This window comes from Candidatus Chryseopegocella kryptomonas, from assembly GCF_001536065.1.
Taxonomy (GTDB): Bacteria; Bacteroidota; Ignavibacteria; order Kryptoniales; family Kryptoniaceae; genus Kryptonium; species Kryptonium kryptomonas.
Genome location: NZ_CZVW01000001.1, coordinates 1 through 17251 on the forward strand (window position 1 = coordinate 1; position 17251 = coordinate 17251).

19 protein-coding genes are annotated in these 17251 nt (G+C 36.9%); 14 read left to right on the forward strand and 5 right to left on the reverse strand.

The window, feature by feature from the left end; genetic code table 11:
- The 10 genes from AWW83_RS00005 to AWW83_RS00050 all read left to right on the forward strand — a co-directional run.
- A partial coding sequence (locus AWW83_RS00005) for a DUF420 domain-containing protein (protein ID WP_092346518.1) occupies window positions 1–312 on the forward strand: 312 nt, incomplete at its 5' end.
- Window positions 313–331: 19 nt separating this feature from the next.
- Window positions 332–583, forward strand: coding sequence for a hypothetical protein (locus AWW83_RS00010; RefSeq protein WP_200753979.1), 252 nt, complete (start codon window positions 332–334; stop codon window positions 581–583).
- A 70-nt stretch (window positions 584–653) separates the two neighbouring features.
- On the forward strand, window positions 654–2063 hold the full coding sequence (gene atpD, locus AWW83_RS00015) for a F0F1 ATP synthase subunit beta (protein WP_092346521.1): 1410 nt from the start codon (window positions 654–656) through the stop codon (window positions 2061–2063).
- 2 nt (window positions 2064–2065) lie between these two features.
- Window positions 2066–2422, forward strand: coding sequence for an ATP synthase F1 subunit epsilon (gene atpC, locus AWW83_RS00020; protein ID WP_234697207.1), 357 nt, complete (start codon window positions 2066–2068; stop codon window positions 2420–2422).
- Window positions 2423–2480: 58 nt separating this feature from the next.
- Window positions 2481–2831 (forward strand): 4Fe-4S binding protein, encoded by a 351-nt coding sequence (locus AWW83_RS00025; RefSeq protein ID WP_102134818.1) that lies wholly within the window; start codon window positions 2481–2483, stop codon window positions 2829–2831.
- 4 nt (window positions 2832–2835) lie between these two features.
- Complete coding sequence (locus tag AWW83_RS00030) at window positions 2836–3285, forward strand: RrF2 family transcriptional regulator (RefSeq protein ID WP_092346524.1); 450 nt, start codon at window positions 2836–2838, stop codon at window positions 3283–3285.
- A 66-nt stretch (window positions 3286–3351) separates the two neighbouring features.
- Entirely contained in the window at window positions 3352–3948 is a 597-nt protein-coding gene (locus tag AWW83_RS00035) for a QcrA and Rieske domain-containing protein (RefSeq protein WP_092346527.1), read from the forward strand.
- Window positions 3949–3976: 28 nt separating this feature from the next.
- Complete coding sequence (locus AWW83_RS00040) at window positions 3977–4753, forward strand: cytochrome b N-terminal domain-containing protein (protein WP_092346529.1); 777 nt, start codon at window positions 3977–3979, stop codon at window positions 4751–4753.
- A gap of 22 nt (window positions 4754–4775) precedes the next feature.
- Window positions 4776–5669, forward strand: a complete 894-nt coding sequence (locus AWW83_RS00045; RefSeq protein WP_092346532.1) for a cytochrome b family protein — start codon at window positions 4776–4778, stop codon at window positions 5667–5669.
- Window positions 5670–5696: 27 nt separating this feature from the next.
- Window positions 5697–8297 carry a c-type cytochrome gene (locus AWW83_RS00050; protein WP_092346535.1) on the forward strand — a complete coding sequence of 867 codons (2601 nt, stop codon included), beginning with the start codon at window positions 5697–5699 and terminating at the stop codon, window positions 8295–8297.
- 15 nt (window positions 8298–8312) lie between these two features.
- Here the strand turns inward: AWW83_RS00050 and AWW83_RS00055 are convergent, their stop codons facing one another.
- From AWW83_RS00055 to AWW83_RS00065, 3 genes are all read right to left on the reverse strand, one after another.
- On the reverse strand, window positions 8313–8540 hold the full coding sequence (locus tag AWW83_RS00055) for a hypothetical protein (RefSeq protein WP_234697208.1): 228 nt from the start codon (window positions 8538–8540) through the stop codon (window positions 8313–8315).
- 88 nt (window positions 8541–8628) lie between these two features.
- Complete coding sequence (locus AWW83_RS00060; RefSeq protein WP_092346541.1) at window positions 8629–9777, reverse strand: glycosyltransferase; 1149 nt, start codon at window positions 9775–9777, stop codon at window positions 8629–8631.
- An 18-nt stretch (window positions 9778–9795) separates the two neighbouring features.
- The gene (locus AWW83_RS00065) at window positions 9796–11340 is read right to left on the reverse strand and encodes an acyl-CoA carboxylase subunit beta (RefSeq protein ID WP_092346544.1); all 1545 of its coding nucleotides are present in this window, start codon (window positions 11338–11340) and stop codon (window positions 9796–9798) included.
- 187 nt (window positions 11341–11527) lie between these two features.
- Here AWW83_RS00065 and AWW83_RS00070 point away from each other — a divergent pair, with 187 nt between their 5' ends.
- Window positions 11528–11902 (forward strand): MerR family transcriptional regulator, encoded by a 375-nt coding sequence (locus tag AWW83_RS00070; protein WP_092346547.1) that lies wholly within the window; start codon window positions 11528–11530, stop codon window positions 11900–11902.
- Here AWW83_RS00070 and AWW83_RS00075 read toward each other — a convergent pair.
- Complete coding sequence (locus AWW83_RS00075) at window positions 11899–13659, reverse strand: polymer-forming cytoskeletal protein (protein ID WP_143713839.1); 1761 nt, start codon at window positions 13657–13659, stop codon at window positions 11899–11901. The genes AWW83_RS00070 and AWW83_RS00075 overlap by 4 nt on opposite strands.
- A gap of 67 nt (window positions 13660–13726) precedes the next feature.
- Entirely contained in the window at window positions 13727–14455 is a 729-nt protein-coding gene (gene truA, locus AWW83_RS00080) for a tRNA pseudouridine(38-40) synthase TruA (protein WP_092346553.1), read from the reverse strand.
- 105 nt (window positions 14456–14560) lie between these two features.
- Between truA and AWW83_RS00085 the strand changes: the two genes are divergently transcribed.
- The 3 genes from AWW83_RS00085 to AWW83_RS00095 are packed head-to-tail and all read left to right on the forward strand — an operon-like array spanning window position 14561 to window position 17247.
- Window positions 14561–15961 (forward strand): cation-efflux pump, encoded by a 1401-nt coding sequence (locus AWW83_RS00085; RefSeq protein WP_092346556.1) that lies wholly within the window; start codon window positions 14561–14563, stop codon window positions 15959–15961.
- Window positions 15958–16824, forward strand: coding sequence for a DUF4905 domain-containing protein (locus tag AWW83_RS00090; RefSeq protein ID WP_092346559.1), 867 nt, complete (start codon window positions 15958–15960; stop codon window positions 16822–16824). The genes AWW83_RS00085 and AWW83_RS00090 overlap by 4 nt, the downstream gene beginning before the upstream one ends.
- 3 nt (window positions 16825–16827) lie before the next feature.
- The gene (locus AWW83_RS00095; protein ID WP_092346562.1) at window positions 16828–17247 is read left to right on the forward strand and encodes a secondary thiamine-phosphate synthase enzyme YjbQ; all 420 of its coding nucleotides are present in this window, start codon (window positions 16828–16830) and stop codon (window positions 17245–17247) included.
- The last annotated feature ends 4 nt before the right edge of the window (window positions 17248–17251 follow it).

Below are 17251 nucleotides of genomic sequence, written 5' to 3' on the forward strand. Positions count from 1 at the left end.
AAAAAATTCATGCTTTCCGCTTTTGTTTCTTCTTCTCTTTTCTTAATCGGATACCTTGTTTATCATTACAGCGCTGGGATAACAAAATTTAAAGAGATCGGATTTTGGAGAAATGTTTATCTTGCGATTTTATCATCTCACACTTTGCTTGCGATTTTTGCGCTTCCACTTGCTGTTGTGACATTAACATTTGCCTTGCTTAAAAAATTTGATAAGCATCCGAAAGTTGCAAGAATTACTTTGCCAGTGTGGATGTATGTTTCATTGACTGGTGTTTTGATATATCTAATGCTTTATCACATTTTTAGGTAAACAAACTTTGGAGGTTGTTATGAAGAGGATAATTTTTGTGGTGTTAATTTTCTTACTTAATCTTTTGCTTGTTTCAAATTTTGCATACGGACAATGTGCAATGTGTAAGCAAAATGTGACGAATTCAGAGGAGGGAATGAAACTGGCAAGTGGTTTGAACGATGGCATTGTTTATCTACTTGTTGTGCCATATTTGATTTTTGCTGGCTTTGCTATAACCATTTATGTGGCTTCAAAAAGGCGCAGGGTCAAGGAAATTAACTTGAATTGATTTTTTTGAAAAGTTGCTCGGATTTCGTATATTTTTTGAAAATTTCAAAAAGAAAATCGTTTAAGATTTAATGAGAGAAGGAAGAATAGTTCAAATCATTGGACCTGTTATTGACATTGAATTTGAAGATGGATACTTGCCTGCAATTTACAACGCTATTAAAATTCCAAGGGTTAACATTGAAGGAAAGGAGGAAATTCTCTGGGCGGAGGTTCAACAACATCTTGGTGAAAATCGTGTTCGTGCAGTTGCACTTGATTCAACAGATGGACTTGTCCGTGGTATGAAAGCGTATGATACAGAAGGACCTATAAAAGTTCCAGTGGGTCCGAAGGTTCTCGGGCGACTTTTAAATGTCGTTGGTGAGCCAATTGATGGGCTTGGACCAATTGAAGCGGAGAAATATTATCCAATACATCGTGAACCCCCTGATTTTACAGAGTTAAGCACAAAGAGGGAAATTCTTGAGACAGGGATTAAAGTTATAGATTTGCTTGAGCCATATCCCAAAGGTGGAAAAGTTGGACTTTTCGGAGGAGCTGGGGTAGGGAAAACGGTTCTAATTATGGAAATGATTCACAATATCGCAGTTTATCACAAGGGATATTCTGTTTTTGGTGGGGTTGGAGAAAGAACAAGAGAAGGTAATGAGCTTTGGCTTGAGATGAAACAATCTGGAGTTTTGAAAAATGCAGTTCTTGTTTTCGGTCAGATGAACGAACCGCCGGGTGCAAGATTGAGGGTTGGGTTAAGCGCTCTTTCAATTGCAGAGTATTTCAGAGATGAAGAAGGTAAGGATGTTCTTCTTTTCATAGACAATATCTTCAGATTCACACAGGCGGGTTCTGAGGTTTCAGCTTTGCTTGGGAGAATGCCATCTGCGGTAGGTTATCAGCCAACGCTTGCAACAGAGATGGGAGAGCTTCAAGAAAGAATTGTTTCAACCAAGCGAGGTTCAATTACATCCGTTCAAGCAATTTATGTCCCTGCTGATGACTTAACGGATCCAGCTCCTGCGACAACCTTCGGTCATCTTGATGCGACGACTGTTCTATCAAGGCAAATCGCAGAGCTTGGAATTTATCCTGCGGTTGATCCGCTTGATTCAACATCACGCCTTCTTGACCCGAAAGTTGTGGGAGAAGAACATTATTATGTCGCTAAAAAAGTGAAGGAAATTTTGCAAACATACAAAGATCTGCAGGATATAATAAACATTCTCGGGATAGATGAACTTTCCGAAGAAGATAAGCTCACAGTTGCGAGAGCAAGAAAGATACAAAGATTTTTATCGCAACCATTCTTCGTTGCTGAAGCATTTACTGGAACAGAGGGAAGATATGTCAAACTTCAGGATACAATTGCTGGTTTTAAGGCGATAATTGAAGGAGAATGTGATGAACTTCCAGAGATGGCATTTTATATGGTGGGGACAATAGATGAAGCATTTGACAAAGCAAAGAAAATGAAACTTGATTAAAGATGGATAAATTAATTCAAGTTGAGATATTAACGCCGGAAAAGGTTGTTTATCGTGGCAAGGTGAAAAGCATAACTTTGCCTGGTGTGATGGGAAGTTTTCAAGTTCTTTACAACCACGCTCCTTTGATAAGCGAACTTGAAATTGGAGAGGTTAAAATTCTTGATGAAAATGGGAATGTAAATTACTTTGTGATCACAGAAGGATTTGCTGAAGTGAAAAATAATGTTGTAACGGTTCTCGTTGATTCGGCTGAACAATATGATAAACCAACTGCTGATAAAATTGTTAAAGAGAAAAAGAAAATGTTAATTTCTGGCTTTGTCGCAACAGATGTAAAAGATAGAACATACTTTTAATGAACACATTCTCGGTGCTTCTTGTTAATTCAAATGGAAAATAAATTGAGAAATCAAAGTGTCGCAATCTCAGATAAATGAAACTCCACAAAAAACAGTAAGAAAGAAAAAAGTAAAGCTTGTAGCTGTTGTCAATCCAGTTGGTTGCACAGGTTGTGAAGTTTGCATTGAATTTTGCCCTGTTGATTGTATTTACAAAGTCAAAGGTCCGGAATTCATTGATTCATTCAACGGTGTCAAATCAACCACGCTTGAAATTTTAAGACAAAATCTTTCAAACGGAGTAAATCCGTTTTCAAATGTAAATGGCATTGTGATTGTTGATGAAGATATTTGCATAGGTTGCAAACTTTGTGCTAAGTATTGCCCGTGGGAAACAATTGATATGGTTCAAAAAGATAGTGAATGAAAACATGATAGATATATCCAAATCACTTGGATATGCAATCCACGCAATAGTTTATATAGCGACGAAACCAGACGGAAAACTTGTCCGTGCTTCTGAAGTTGCCCGTGAATGTGGTTTGTCAGTAAGTTATATGATGAAAATTCTTCAAGCTCTGAGACGAGCTGGAATTCTTGAAAGCACAATCGGTGTAAAAGGTGGTTATGTGCTTGCAAAACCGCTTAAAGAGATCACGCTTTATGATCTAATCGTTGCCATAGAGCCATCAAGGGAGGAAATATGTTATCTTTCAACTGCAATTGGATGTCGTTTCAAAAAGAATTGTCTTGTTAGAAGTTTGTTTGGGGATGTAAATGATAAGATAAAGTTATACCTTCAATCGGTTAATCTTCAAAGCGTGGTTGATTCAATTGGAGATAAAATTTGCATTTTTTTTCCGCAGAAGCATGCGGTATAATTTTTTTGCCTCAAAAAAGGAGTTTTTTTATCCCAATTTTTAAAAACAAAATTTGCAACCTGATTTATGAGTGAAATTCTAAACCAGCAAACAAATCAAGAAGTTGCTCAAAAGGAAACAAAAAAGAAAGTCATTCCTAAACAGGATAAACCACCTGAAAATGACACTGGGTTATGGAAGTTTAACCGTCGTTCTTTCTTAACACTTGCGGGATGGCTTGGATTTTTGGGCTTTATATTCACCTCAATTATCGGAGTTATAAGATATTTGTTTCCCCGTGTTCTTTATGAACCTCCGACGGCATTTAAAGCAGGTTATCCCGATGAATACACTGTTGGTGAGGTAAGCGAACGATTTAAGGATTCACAACGTGTTTGGATAGTTCGTGAAGAGGATGGATTTTATGCTCTGCTTGCGGTTTGCACTCATTTGGGTTGCACTCCGAGATGGTTAAGCAGTGAAAATAAGTTTAAGTGTCCGTGCCACGGGAGTGGATTTAGAAAATCGGGAATAAATTTTGAAGGTCCAGCGCCAAGACCGCTTGAAAGAGTTAAAATTACGCTTGCTGAAGATGGTCAAATTTTGATTGATAAAGGTATAACTTATAGATACGAGAAAGGCGAATGGGGTAAGCCTGGATCTTTTCTGCCTTACAAAGGTTAATTGAAAACAAAATTTTTTATGGAAGGATATGCTTGCTCAGATAAAAAAGAAGATAAAAAGTTCGGAAATTTACAAATCAATTTTTCGCCACGGATATGAAGATACACAGAGAAACAGAGCTTTGATGGTCGTTGATAATGTCTTTTTGCATCTTCATCCTGTTAGAGTGTCAAGGCATGCTGTGAATTATGGATACACTTGGGGAATGGGCGGAATTTCTTTTCTTCTGTTTATAATTTTGACAATCACGGGTGTAATTTTAATGTTTTACTATCGCCCAGCAGCTGAATATGCGTATGAAGATATGAAATATCTTATGAACGATGTTCCGTTTGGGGCGTTGATAAGAAATATGCATCGTTGGTCTGCGCATCTTATGGTCATAACAGTTATGCTACATATGTTCAGGGTATTTTTGACCGGCTCGTATAAACCACCGCGTCAATTTAACTGGGTAATTGGTGTGATACTTTTGCTTCTTACATTTTTGTTAAGTTTTACAGGTTATCTTTTGCCTTGGGATCAGCTTGCGATTTGGGCTGTGACGGTTGGAACAAATATGGCAAGAGCTACACCTTTCCTCGGACATCAAGGACCTTTTGGTCCTGAGCTTGGGATGAGACCTGACAATGACATTAGATTTTTGCTTCTGGGCGGGACTCAAGTTGGACCGCCAGCGCTGTTAAGATTTTATGTTTTGCATTGTATCTTTTTGCCACTTGTTACGGCAATTTTCCTTGCTGTTCATTTCTGGCGTGTGAGAAAAGATGGTGGAATTTCAGGTCCTGTGCCAAAAAAGATTTAAAATAAAATCCAAGTGTTAAATTATGCACAACCTTTTAAAAATCCTCGGCAATCCCGACAACTTCCCGATAATAATTCTTCTTTTCACAGTTTATGGTTTCTTCATCTATGCGATGAAAAAAGCAAAAAGAAATGATGAACGCGGTGTCCCATACGAAGCTGATGAATCTGATAAAGTTCAGGTCTGGCCTTATCTTGTTCGTGTTGAATTTATAGCAGCGGTTGCGGTTATGGCTTTTGTTCTTGTCTGGTCAATCGCTTTTGATGCACCGCTTGAAGAACCAGCAAATCCAACTCTTACACCAAATCCATCAAAAGCACCGTGGTATTTCCTCGGACTTCAAGAGATGCTTGTTTATTTTGACCCTTGGATAGCGGGAGTTTTGCTCCCGACCTTGATTATAATCGGTTTAATGGCGATCCCATACATTGATATAAATCCGAAGGGAAACGGATATTACACATTTAAAGAAAGAAAATGGGCAATCACAATTTTTGCTTTTGGGTTTCTTGTTCTTTGGGTTCTTTTGATTTTTGTCGGAACATTTTTCAGAGGTCCGGGATGGAATTTCTTCTGGCCTTGGGAAGAGTGGGATCCGCATAAGGTAGTTGCGATTACAAATGTTGACTTAACTGAACTTTTTGGAATTCCAACACATAATCCCGATGGAACTTTAAACCCGGTTGCTTCTGTGCTTGGTGGTGTTTTCGTCATCGGTTATTATGCAGTTTTAATGCCACTTGGATGGTTTCTTTTGAAAAAGAAACTGCCTGATTTTGCTGAAAAATTTGGATTAACAAGATACATAATTACATCATACCTGCTTTTGACTATGATAGCTTTGCCGATAAAGATGATTTTGAGATGGACTTTGAATGTTAAGTATGTCTGGGTGACGCCTTGGTTTAATGTTTAAATTAAAAACAAAATCCCGGATGATAAAATGATTTTTACTTGGCTTAAAAAGCGTAAAGAAATTCCCGTTGAACAGAGAAGATATGATAAAATTTACCTTGCACTTGCAAGCATACTTTTCCTTGCAACCCTCTGGGCAGTGATAGATGAGGTCTCAATAAGGAGACCTTGGAAAGAATATCAAAGGAAATTTTACCAGCTTAAACTCGCAAAACTTGATTCACTTTATAAAATTGCACTTTCAAATTTTGACAGCACAAGATATAAAGAATTAACAGAAGAACTTCAAAAAGCAAGAGAAGCTCTAAAATCAGACGAATATAAAAATGCTCTTGCAGATTATAAAAGATATGAAAAGGAACTTGCTGATCTGACTCGGGAATTTCAATTTGCCAAAAGTAGATCCGATGAGTATTATTACTTCTATCAAAGAGCAAAGCTTGATAATGAAGATGAAAAAGAAGTTAAAAAATGGTGGGACAAGGTCCAGAGAGAAGAAAGTTTGATGAAGGAGTTTAACGCGAAGATAGAAGATCTCACAAGAAAGAAGGACTCAGCTTGGGCTATTGTTAAAAGATACAAAGCAAGGGTTGATGACGCGGAACATGAACTTAACAAACTTCTTGATGAAATAAACAAAATAAAAGACAGAATTCAAAAGACAAAAGAAGCACAGATAAAGATCGTTCAAGTGATACTTCCAGAATTTGAGAGGACTAATTTTGGGACATTAAAATCTCGCGTTGATAGATGTCAGACATGTCATCTTGGATGGAATGATTCACTTTTTGTTGATGCTCCGCAACCATTTAGAACACATCCTAATCTTGAATTACTTGCGAAGCATAATCCTGAAACTTTCGGATGCACGCCATGCCATCGTGGTCAGGGTCCAGCTTTAACTGAAGGATATGCTCACGGAGATAAAGATAAACATTGGGAATGGCCAATTTTGAAGAAAGAAAACATTGAAGCTGGTTGTAATGATTGTCATTTCAACGAGATAAATCTCAAATGGGCTCCAAAGTTGACAATGGGTAAGCATATTTTGATTGAGTCAGGATGCTATGGATGTCACGGGGTTGATGGATACAATGATTTTCCGAAAGTTGGACCGAGTTTGAATAATTTGCTTGTTAAAACATATCCGGGCTGGATATATCGCTGGGTTTTGAATCCAAGAGAATATTTGCCTCACGGAAGAATGCCGAACTTTAAATTAACCCCTGAAGAGGCGGAAGCCATAACTGCTTATCTTGTTAAAATTGGTCAGGATAGCGCTAAAAACTGGCAATATCAATTCAAATACACAGGTGGAGGAAACCCTGCACGAGGTAAAGAGTTGGTTGAAAACATTGGATGTCTTGGCTGTCATGCAATCGGTGATAACAAAGTCGTTCGCGAAACAAGAGGATTGAATTATGATATTGCGCCTGAACTTACAAAAATTGGTAGTAAGGTAAATCCACAATGGCTTTACGACTGGCTTAAAAATCCGCGTCATTATCTACCGAATACGAAAATGCCAAGTTTGAGATTAACAGATCAAGAAGCAAGCGATATAGTTGCTTATCTTATGACATTGAAGGATACGGTTGATTACGCTTCAATCAAAATTAATTACACAAATGAGAAAGCTGAGCAAGGTTTGAGATTGATAAAAAGCTATGGATGTTATGGTTGTCACGAGATCAAGGGAACAGAACGAGAAACAAAAGTTAGCGTAGATATATCTGACTTTGCGAGGAAAAACATTGAACAGCTTGATTTCGGGTATAAAGAGTATCTTCCAAAGGATCGTTTGGTTTGGCTTGCTGAGAAACTCCGCGACCCGAGAGGATATTCAACTGAAAGAATTCAATTGAAAATGCCACAATTTAATTTCACGGATAAAGAAATTGACGCGCTTGTTACTTTGATTGCGAGTTTCAAAAAGAATGAAGTTGGTCCTAAATATGTTCAGACATTTGACAGAAAACGCAAGGAGATAAACGAGGGGAGAAGATTAACACTTTGGTATAATTGCGTCAATTGTCATCAAATTGAGGAGCAAGGTGGATATATTCACCCGATGATTGAAGACCCCGGATTAAGACCGCCATTACTTACGATTGAAGGTGCGAAAGTTCAAGAGCCGTGGCTTTATGAATTTTTGAAAAATCCAAGCACAATAAGACCTTGGTTTAAACTTAGAATGCCAACCTTTCAATTTACAGACGATGAGATAACATCTCTAATAAAGTATTTCCTTGGCTTGAGCAACCAAGAATTCAAGGTCAGAAGTTATGATGTTCCACTTGAGAAGAAATATGTTCAAGCTGGGAAAGAATTGTTTGATAAGTTGCAATGTTTGAAATGCCACACTGTTGGAAGTGGTCTTTCTGCGTCAATGCTTGCGCCAAATCTTGAACTTGCTCCGAAAAGATTAAAACCAGAATGGGTGATTGATTGGTTGCGTGATCCACAGGCAATTCAGCCGGGGACAAACATGCCGACATTTTTCTACGAGGGCACAAGCCCGATTCCAGATGTTCTTGATGGCAATGCGAATGAGCAAATAAGAGCGTTGCGTGATTACATCTGGACATTTGCGCGCAAAGGTGGGACTTCTCTCGTTATGAATAGATAAAATTTCAAGCGGGCTTCAACGCCCGCTTTCTTTTTTAATTATTCTTTTCAATCTCTGCGTAGATGTGGTCCCGTCGGAGAAAAAGGCAGATTTTACAGCAATCGTTGTCCCACAAAATTTTGAATTATGTTTAAAAAGCAAATACCCACCGCCATAACTTCCCATATACTTTTGATAACCGACAAGCTTTACATTGTCATCGTTTAAAAATTCACTTTTTGTTTTCCAAATACTATTGCACATCGGACATTTTTTGAACATTTAAAAAATCGTCGTTTTGTTTTGAAATTCACTATTTAATTTATCGGAATTTTTTTTGAAAAGTTTAATTTCATTCCACTATTTCAAGATTTCGCAATCCTTTGTATTTTCTCTCTTTCCACACTGTTTTCCCGCCAAGGAAAACAGCAAATGGAAGCACAACAACATAGATGATGTAGTAAATTTCAAAGAAGGGAAGATATTTCAAGAGTGGGATTTTTTTGAACTTTTTTAGAATTTTGAAGAGGAAAGCGCCGTCAATAAAAAATTTCAAAGCTATCGCAATCGCAAGATACAAAATTTGGCTTGCTAAAAATGGTGATAGCAAGAGTAGAAGGTGAAAGATATAACCACCAGACATAACCATTATCCCCAGAGGACCTGTGTCAAGTCCGCCTGTGCCCCACCTTTTCTTTTGATGGTAAAGTTCTTTCCATGTTTTAACTGGCTTACTCATGACAAGGGTATCAGGATCAACGGGAAACGCGTAATTCCATTTTCCATTTTGAATTATTGCTTTAAAAAGTGCGTAATCTTCGGTGATGCTGAATTTTAAATTTTGATAACCACCGCATTCAATGTATGCTTTTTTTCTAAAAACCATATTATTTCCGATGCAAGCCACTGGTTTAAAAAGTTTCCCGACAGCAGCTGCAACTCCGAGCAAAAAAGCCCAGTCCAAAGATTGCATTCCGGAGAAAATTTTTCCATCTTCAATTATAGTTATCCCAGATGCGACGCCTGTTTTTTCATCAAAATATCTTAACATTCCCTTTATCCAGTTTTTCGGGACTGCGCAATCCGCATCTGTCATAAATATAAATTCGCCTGTTGTTTTATCAATTGCCTGAGCTAGAGCGTTTGCTTTTCCTTTTAGATTGTTAACTTGGGAATTTATCTTGAGAAGTTTTAAATGTGAATTTTCTTTTTGTAAGCTTGAAACTATTTCAGCGGTTCTATCTGTTGAGCCATCATCGGCAATTATTATCTCAAGTTTATCCTTCGGATAGTTAAGTTCAAGAATTGACTTAACACATCTTTCAATGTTTTCTTCCTCATTTCTTGCTGCGACGACAACGCTGACATTTGGGAGATGACCGTTGTTTGCGTTTTCAGTGTTAATTTTTCTTTTCTTGTCTTTTTTCCCCAGCCCGATTAAAAACAGAATTATTTCAAGCGAATAAAAAACCGCCGAAATAATCAAAATTGTTTCAAACATAGCATTGTGAATTTAATTTTACAACGGAATGTTGCCATGTTTTTTCTTTGGATTCGTGTCAACTTTATTTTCAAGCATTCGGAGTGCTTTTATTATCATCTGCCTTGTTTTTCTTGGTTCAATGACATCATCAATGTATCCTCTTTCAGCAGCTATGTATGGATGTGCGAATTTATCTCTGTATTCTTGAATTAATTTCTCTTCAAGTTCTTCTGGGTTTTCCGCTTTTTCAATTTCTTTTTTGAAAATTATTTCAACTGCACCTTTGGGACCCATAACTGCAATTTCAGCTGTTGGCCAAGCGTAGTTTATGTCGCTTCTTATATGTTTTGAACCCATAACATCGTATGCGCCACCATAAGCCTTTCTTGTTATGATTGTAATTTTAGGCACAGTTGCCTCGCAATATGCGTAAAGAAGTTTAGCACCGTGTCTTATTATCCCACGCCATTCTTGATCAGTTCCGGGCATAAACCCGGGGACATCAACGAAAGTTATTATCGGTATGTTGAATGCATCGCAAAATCTTACAAATCTTGCTGCTTTAACAGAAGCATCAATGTCCAAAACACCAGCAAGCACTGCAGGTTGATTTGCAACAATCCCCACTGGATAGCCATCAAACCTTGCAAATCCGCAGATTATATTTGGAGCAAAATACTCGTGAACCTCAAGAAATTCAGCGTTATCAACGACGGAAAGAATTATTTCTTTCATATCGTATGGTTTATTTGGATTGTCTGGAATTATTGTGTCAAGTTTTGGTTCTTCGCGATTTGGGTCATCCCCAGTTTCAATTCTTGGTGGGTCTTCCATATTGTTTGATGGGAGATAACTTAAAAGTTTTCTTATATGCAATAGACACTCAACATCGTTATCGCAGATAAAATGTGCAACACCGCTTTTAGTTGCGTGCACCGTTGCCCCACCAAGTTCTTCAAATGTTACATCTTCGTGTGTAACTGTTTTCACAACATTTGGACCCGTGACAAACATATAACTTGTGTTTTTCACCATAAAGATGAAATCAGTTATAGCTGGTGAATAAACCGCACCACCTGCACACGGACCCATAATTGCGGAAATTTGTGGTATAACGCCGGAGGCAAGCGTATTTCTTAAGAAAATTTCTGCATATCCACCCAAACTTGCAACTCCTTCTTGAATTCTCGCACCACCTGAATCGTTTAAACCTATGACAGGAGCTCCAACTTTCATAGCAAGGTCCATTATTTTGCATATTTTTTCAGCGTGTGCTTCTGAAAGAGAACCACCAAAGACAGTAAAATCCTGACTGAACACAAAGACAAGTCGCCCGTCAATTGTGCCGTATCCTGTTACAACCCCATCACCAAGAGGTCTTTGCTTGTCCATTCCGAAGTCGTGAGCTCGGTGTCTTACGAACATATCTATTTCCTGAAAACTTCCATCATCAAGCAAAATTTCAAGCCGTTCTCTTGCTGTTAATTTGCCTTTCTTGTGCTGTTCTTCAATTCTTTTTACTCCGCCACCGAGTTTTGCTTCTTCGCGAAGTTTGATTAGATATTCAATTGTGTTTTTCATCGGTGTGCTCCATTTTTTTGAAATACACATTAAATTTACTAAAAAGTGCTTTTTTTCAAAAGCCATTTTAAATTTGGCACTCAAAAGTTAATGCTTTGTTAAAGCAATGTTAAATCTTGATTAACCTACGAAAGAGGTTGAATTTTATAAAAGAAATCGTTAAAATAAAACAAAAAAGCAACTCAATATGCCAGAGTTTAAAATTGAACGACTTTATTATTCAATAGGAGAAGTGAGCAAGCTTACAGGAGTTGAACCTTATGTCTTGCGATATTGGGAAAAGGAATTTGAGCAACTCAAACCTTCAAGAAGTAGGGGGAAAGACAGAGCATACACAAACAGAGATATTAAAATCGTTCTGATGATAAAGCGTTTGCTTTGGGAAGAAGGTTACACGATTGAAGGCGCAAAACGCGTCCTTCAAAATTATAACCCCGACGAAGATGCAACCGAAATTTTAGACGATGGAAAAATTAAAGTCCCTAAAATCACAGATCCAGAACTTCGCCAATGTCTGGTGGATGTTAAGAAAATTCTTGAACTTATTTTAAACAAACTTTAAAATGGATTTGATAATCTCAGAACCACAATCGGCGGTGTTTTCCTGTCCGTTCTCCACGCAAAGTAAATCCTTGTCTTCATACTCTCTGTCCCGAAACCAAAGCCGAAATCAGATTTTATCTCGCTTAAATTTTTTATCTTGAATCCAGATGTGAGTTTCCCTTCTTCACTATTTACATATCCAGCGTCAAAGAAAATAAAGAAGTTAACAAAATCAAAGACATCAATCGGATTTTTCAAAATATATTCAAAATTTGCAAGCAACATTTTATTCCCCTCAAATGCTTTATATGGGAAGGCGTAAAGCGTTCCGAAACCACCGATCTCAAATGATTTCTGCTTTGGCAAAATTTGATTTGAAGCCCCAACTCTAAGTCTAAAGCCGAAGTTATCGTAATTGGACAAACTTAACCTTGCTTTTAACTCAGATGTTAAAATTGTGTATTTTAAATTGCCAAGTTCTTTTTCAATGTAAATTTCAAACCCAACGCCAGATTTTCTAAATCCCTCAATTAGATGAAAGCCCCCAACCCGATAATTGATTGAGATTGATTTTAAATTACCCTCATAAACGGGTGGATTTGCTCTGAATGGTCTTTTTTCGTTCCAGCTGAAGTATTTTATGTATCGCGAGACTTCGCTTGCGTAATTGTCGCTTGAATATCTTAACATCAAATTGCTTACCTTTGAAAGAATCGCTGTCTCAAGATAAATGTTAAACCCTTCTTGCTTGAAATAATCGCGATAATCATTGTTCCAGATAAGTGCTGATATCGTGTTGGCATTTGGGGAGATAAGCCAGTTGTCTTTCGTCCCGATGGTTGAGTAAATTTCAGCTCCGAGAATTAAGAATAAATCATCATTTGAGTTAAATAACAATCTATTAAGCCCGAGCAAAAAAATCCATCTATGTGATTTTGTTGCATAAGCCCCGTAGCCATACATTGAAATTGGTTTGTAAACTGTGTTAATAAATTTTCTCGGATAAATTAAACCAATTTTGAAACCGCTTACCCTTTCAAATTCAAAATAAAAATTATCAACCCCTGGAACATCCTCGTGAAATTGTTTGAAACCACCAAAACTCGCATAAATGCCTTTGTATCTTATTTCCAACCTGTGCTTTCTCCTGTCGTATGAGATCAAGCTGTCAGCTTTTGCAATCTGTGAAAAGTTCTCATATTTTTCGCCCGTGAATTTAGCCCCGCTTCTTATCGTTATCTTTCCATTCGTCGTGTAGATGTTTCCATTTACTTCTGCTCCATCTTCCACAAAGACATCACCGTTTTCAACAAGTATATCGCCATTTATCCTGCCGTAGATTTTCAAGTCCCCATCTTGAACAAGCACATTTCCATCAATGTAATCATTTCTCCCAATCTCTGTTTCACCTCTGAATCTAAAAGATGGAACAAAAGATAAAGTCGTGGTTTTCTTTTGGCTTTGCTCAATTAATTCCTGACTTGCTCTTTGAATTTCAATCGCTGTCTTTTGAATTTTTTCAAGCTCTTCTTGAAATTTTTCTGGCTCAATTAAATCTTTTTGCTTTTTTAGAATCTCAAGTTGTTTTCTTATCCTTTCAAGCTGTTTTTGAAGTTCTTTTTGCTTTTGTATCTGATAATCGGAGAGCGTTTCTTCTGCGGAGTAATAATTTTCAATTTTTTTCAAAATCTCATCAATCAAGCTTTCAATTTTTCCGCTTTCCTGTGCGAGAAGAACTTGGGGAAGCAAAAGCAAAATCATAGCTAATTTTCGCATAGCTTTTTAAAAATTTTGTTTGTCTTCTGGTTGTAAATATACGAAACTTTGAGATAGATGTTTCCTCTCAATATCTGATTTCTTCAAGGAAGAGCCCATTTGCTGGTGCGTGCATAAGTTCGGCTTGATTTGATTTTTCAATGAGCATCTTTTTGAAAACATCTATTTCAAATCTTCCTCTTGCGACATCAATCATAGCCCCGACAAGCCCTCTAACCATCCCATAAAGAAATCTATTTGCGGTTATTGTGAAGATCAATTTATCATTTTCTTTTTTCCATTCTGCGAATTTGACATCACATATATAGTTTTTCACATTCGTTCCTTTTTTTGAGAAGATTTCAAAATCGTGTTTTCCCGTTATAAGTCGGGCGCATTCTTCAAGTTTTTGAAAATCAATTTCGTATTTTACAAACCAAATGTAATTTCTTCCAATTGCAATTTTGTTTTGTGTGATAAAGTATCGGTATGTTTTTTCAATTGCGCTGTATCTTGCGTGGAAATCATCAGGGACTTCTTCAACTGAATGAATCACGATGTCATCGGGCAAAATTGAGTTGAGTGCTTTTTTTAGATTTTCAACTGGGATTTTGGTTTGAGATTTAAAATTTGCAACTTGACCTCGTGCGTGAACTCCAGCGTCGGTTCTGCTTGCTCCGATGAGATTAACATCTTCTCCAGTTATCTGCTTTATTGCTTTTTTTATTTCGCCTTGCACACTTCTTCCGTTGGGTTGAATTTGCCAGCCGACAAAATTTGTCCCATCGTATTCAATTAAAAGTTTGATGTTTCGCATCAATTTCAAATAAATTTATTTTAAATGAGCAAGTTTGCAATTGCAGGTTTTCTTGAATAAATTTAAAAAGTATTTCCGTGATACTTCAAAAAATTTTAAACGAAAATGGAAGTTAAAGCAAGCATAGAAAAGCAAAAAGCAGCAATTAGTTCGGTTGTTGCTGCTGTCTTTTTAACTGCTTTTAAACTTGTTGTTGGTTTGATGACTGGAAGTTTAGGAATTCTTTCCGAAGCTGCACATAGCGGACTTGATCTTGTAGCAGCTGCTATGACTTATTTTGCTGTGAAAATTGCGGATAAACCTGCGGATAGAGAACATACATACGGGCATGGAAAATTTGAAAATCTTTCAGCTTTGTTTGAAACATTGCTTCTCCTTGTCACCTGTGGATGGATAATTTATGAGGCGATAAACAGGATTTTCTTTCACGAGGTTCATATAGAAGTAAATTTTTGGAGCTTTGCTGTAATAATCACTGCAATTGTGATTGATTATTCTCGTTCAAGAATTTTGTTTAAAGCTGCGAAAAAGTATAACAGTCAAGCGCTTGAAGCGGATGCACTTCATTTTAGCACTGATATTTTAAGCTCCGCTGTTGTAATAATTGGTTTAATCGGTGCTGGATTGGGATTTCATAAAGCTGATGCTTTTGCTGCTCTTATCGTCTCTGGAATTGTAATATGGATAAGTTTACGACTTGGGAAAAGAACCATTGATATGCTCACGGATAAAGTTCCAGATGTTAATTTGATTGAAAAAGTTAAGGAAGAGGTTATGAAAATTGATGGTGTTGTAAATTGTAGAAATGTAAGAATAAGACAGTCGGGGTCAAAATCATTTGTTGATATGGTCGTTGATATAAAAAGAACGCTTCCATTTGAACACGCACATCAAGTGATGAATTTGGTTGAAGAAAGAATAAAACAAATCATTCCAAATGTTGATATCGTCATACACGCAGAACCAATTGAGACGGATGATGAAACGGTGATTGATAAAGTCAGAATGATACTTGTTGGTTCTGGAATGTCTGCTCACAATATAGAAGTTCAAAAAGTAGGGGATAAATACTTTGTTGATCTTCATCTTGAATGCGGAAGCAAACAGACACTTGAAGAAGCGCACGAAGTCGCAAATCAAATAGAGAAAAAGATCAAAGAGAAGATTCCTAATGTTGATAAAATTTCAATTCACATTGATGAAGAAAGCGATATGATAAAAGAGACACAGATTGTAAACGACCGATGCGACGAGATGATTCAAAAAATTCTTAAAATAGCAAGGTCTCACAATGGCGTCATTGATTGTAAAGATGTCACGGTTATGGAAATTGACGGCAAATATAAAGTCACGATGAATTGCATTCTTGACAATTCTCTTTCTCTAACGGAGGCGCATGAAATTGCAACGACAATTGAAAATCAGATTTATCTTGACATAAAAGAAGTTTCAAAAGTTATAGTTCATGCTGAACCCGAAATTAAATACGAAAGAAGTAAACAATGAAAATTTTCTCATCTGCGAATAAACTAAAACCAGAGTGGATTTTTAAAGCCCCTGCTGATTTTAAAATCTGGAAAATTTTCCCGACGAAATATGACAAAATTTTATGTGAGTTAAGAGATGTTGATAAGAAAATTGTTAAGTTTGTTTGTCTGTCAATTGATACAGGGAATAAGATTTGGGAAAATTTGGAAATTGATGAACAATGGTGGGTGCAAATTTCCGATTCAGATGAAAATCTTTTTTTCCTCTGTGAGTTCAGACGCCCAGATTTCCCAGTGCAGGGGAAAATTTACGCTGTTGATTCCGAATCTGGAAAAATTCTGTGGGAGAATGATGATTATAATTTTCTCTTTGCTCTAAATGGTAAAGTTTACACTGTTAAGAATTTGATTGAGCAAAGATTTTATTTTGAACTTGATTCAAGAACAGGTGAGATTGTCAAGGAATATGGAGATAATTCAGGTGTTATAAACGCACTGAAAGATGAAAAAGCAGAAAGTATGAATTACATTGAAACATCTTTGCCTTTTGATGAATTTCATCCAGATTACGATGAAATTTCGGAAAAAATTGGACAGTTCATTGAAAATGCGGATTTGAGATTTCCAGCAGAAGTTTTGAAGAAGGGAAATTTTGCGGTCGTGAATTATCATATTTTAAATCGTGCGAAATTACCGCTTGAAGCGGATAAATTTTCAAATGTTTTGAAGATAATTGACACTGACGAAGGGAAACTTTTGTATGAGGATGTTCTTTATAACGACTTAACATTTTTTATTCCAGATGCTTTTTTCTGTAAAGATGACTTCGTTTTTTATGTGAAAAATCAAGTTGAACTTATTGCAATAAAATTGCCAGAATAAGTTATGAAGGTCATAACCGATAAAATAACTGTCTCAACGAAGGGATTTAATGACATAATTGACATAACTGATCAAGTTCAGGGGATCGTGAAAAAGCATCAAGTTAAAAATGGAAATGTCACAATTTTTGTCTCTGGTTCAACCGCAGGAGTTACGACGATTGAATATGAGCCGGGGCTTTTAAAAGATTTGCCAGAAGCGTTTGAGAGGATTGCTCCTATGGATAAGCGTTATCATCACGATTCAAGGTGGGGTGATGATAATGGTTATGCTCATGTGCGAGCGTCAATTCTTGGTGCGTCTTTAACAGTTCCATTTTCAGATGGAAAGTTGCTCGTTGGAACATGGCAACAGATTGTGCTTGTGGATTTTGACAACCGCCCAAGGACGAGAAATATAGTTGTCCAAATAATTGGCGAATAAATTT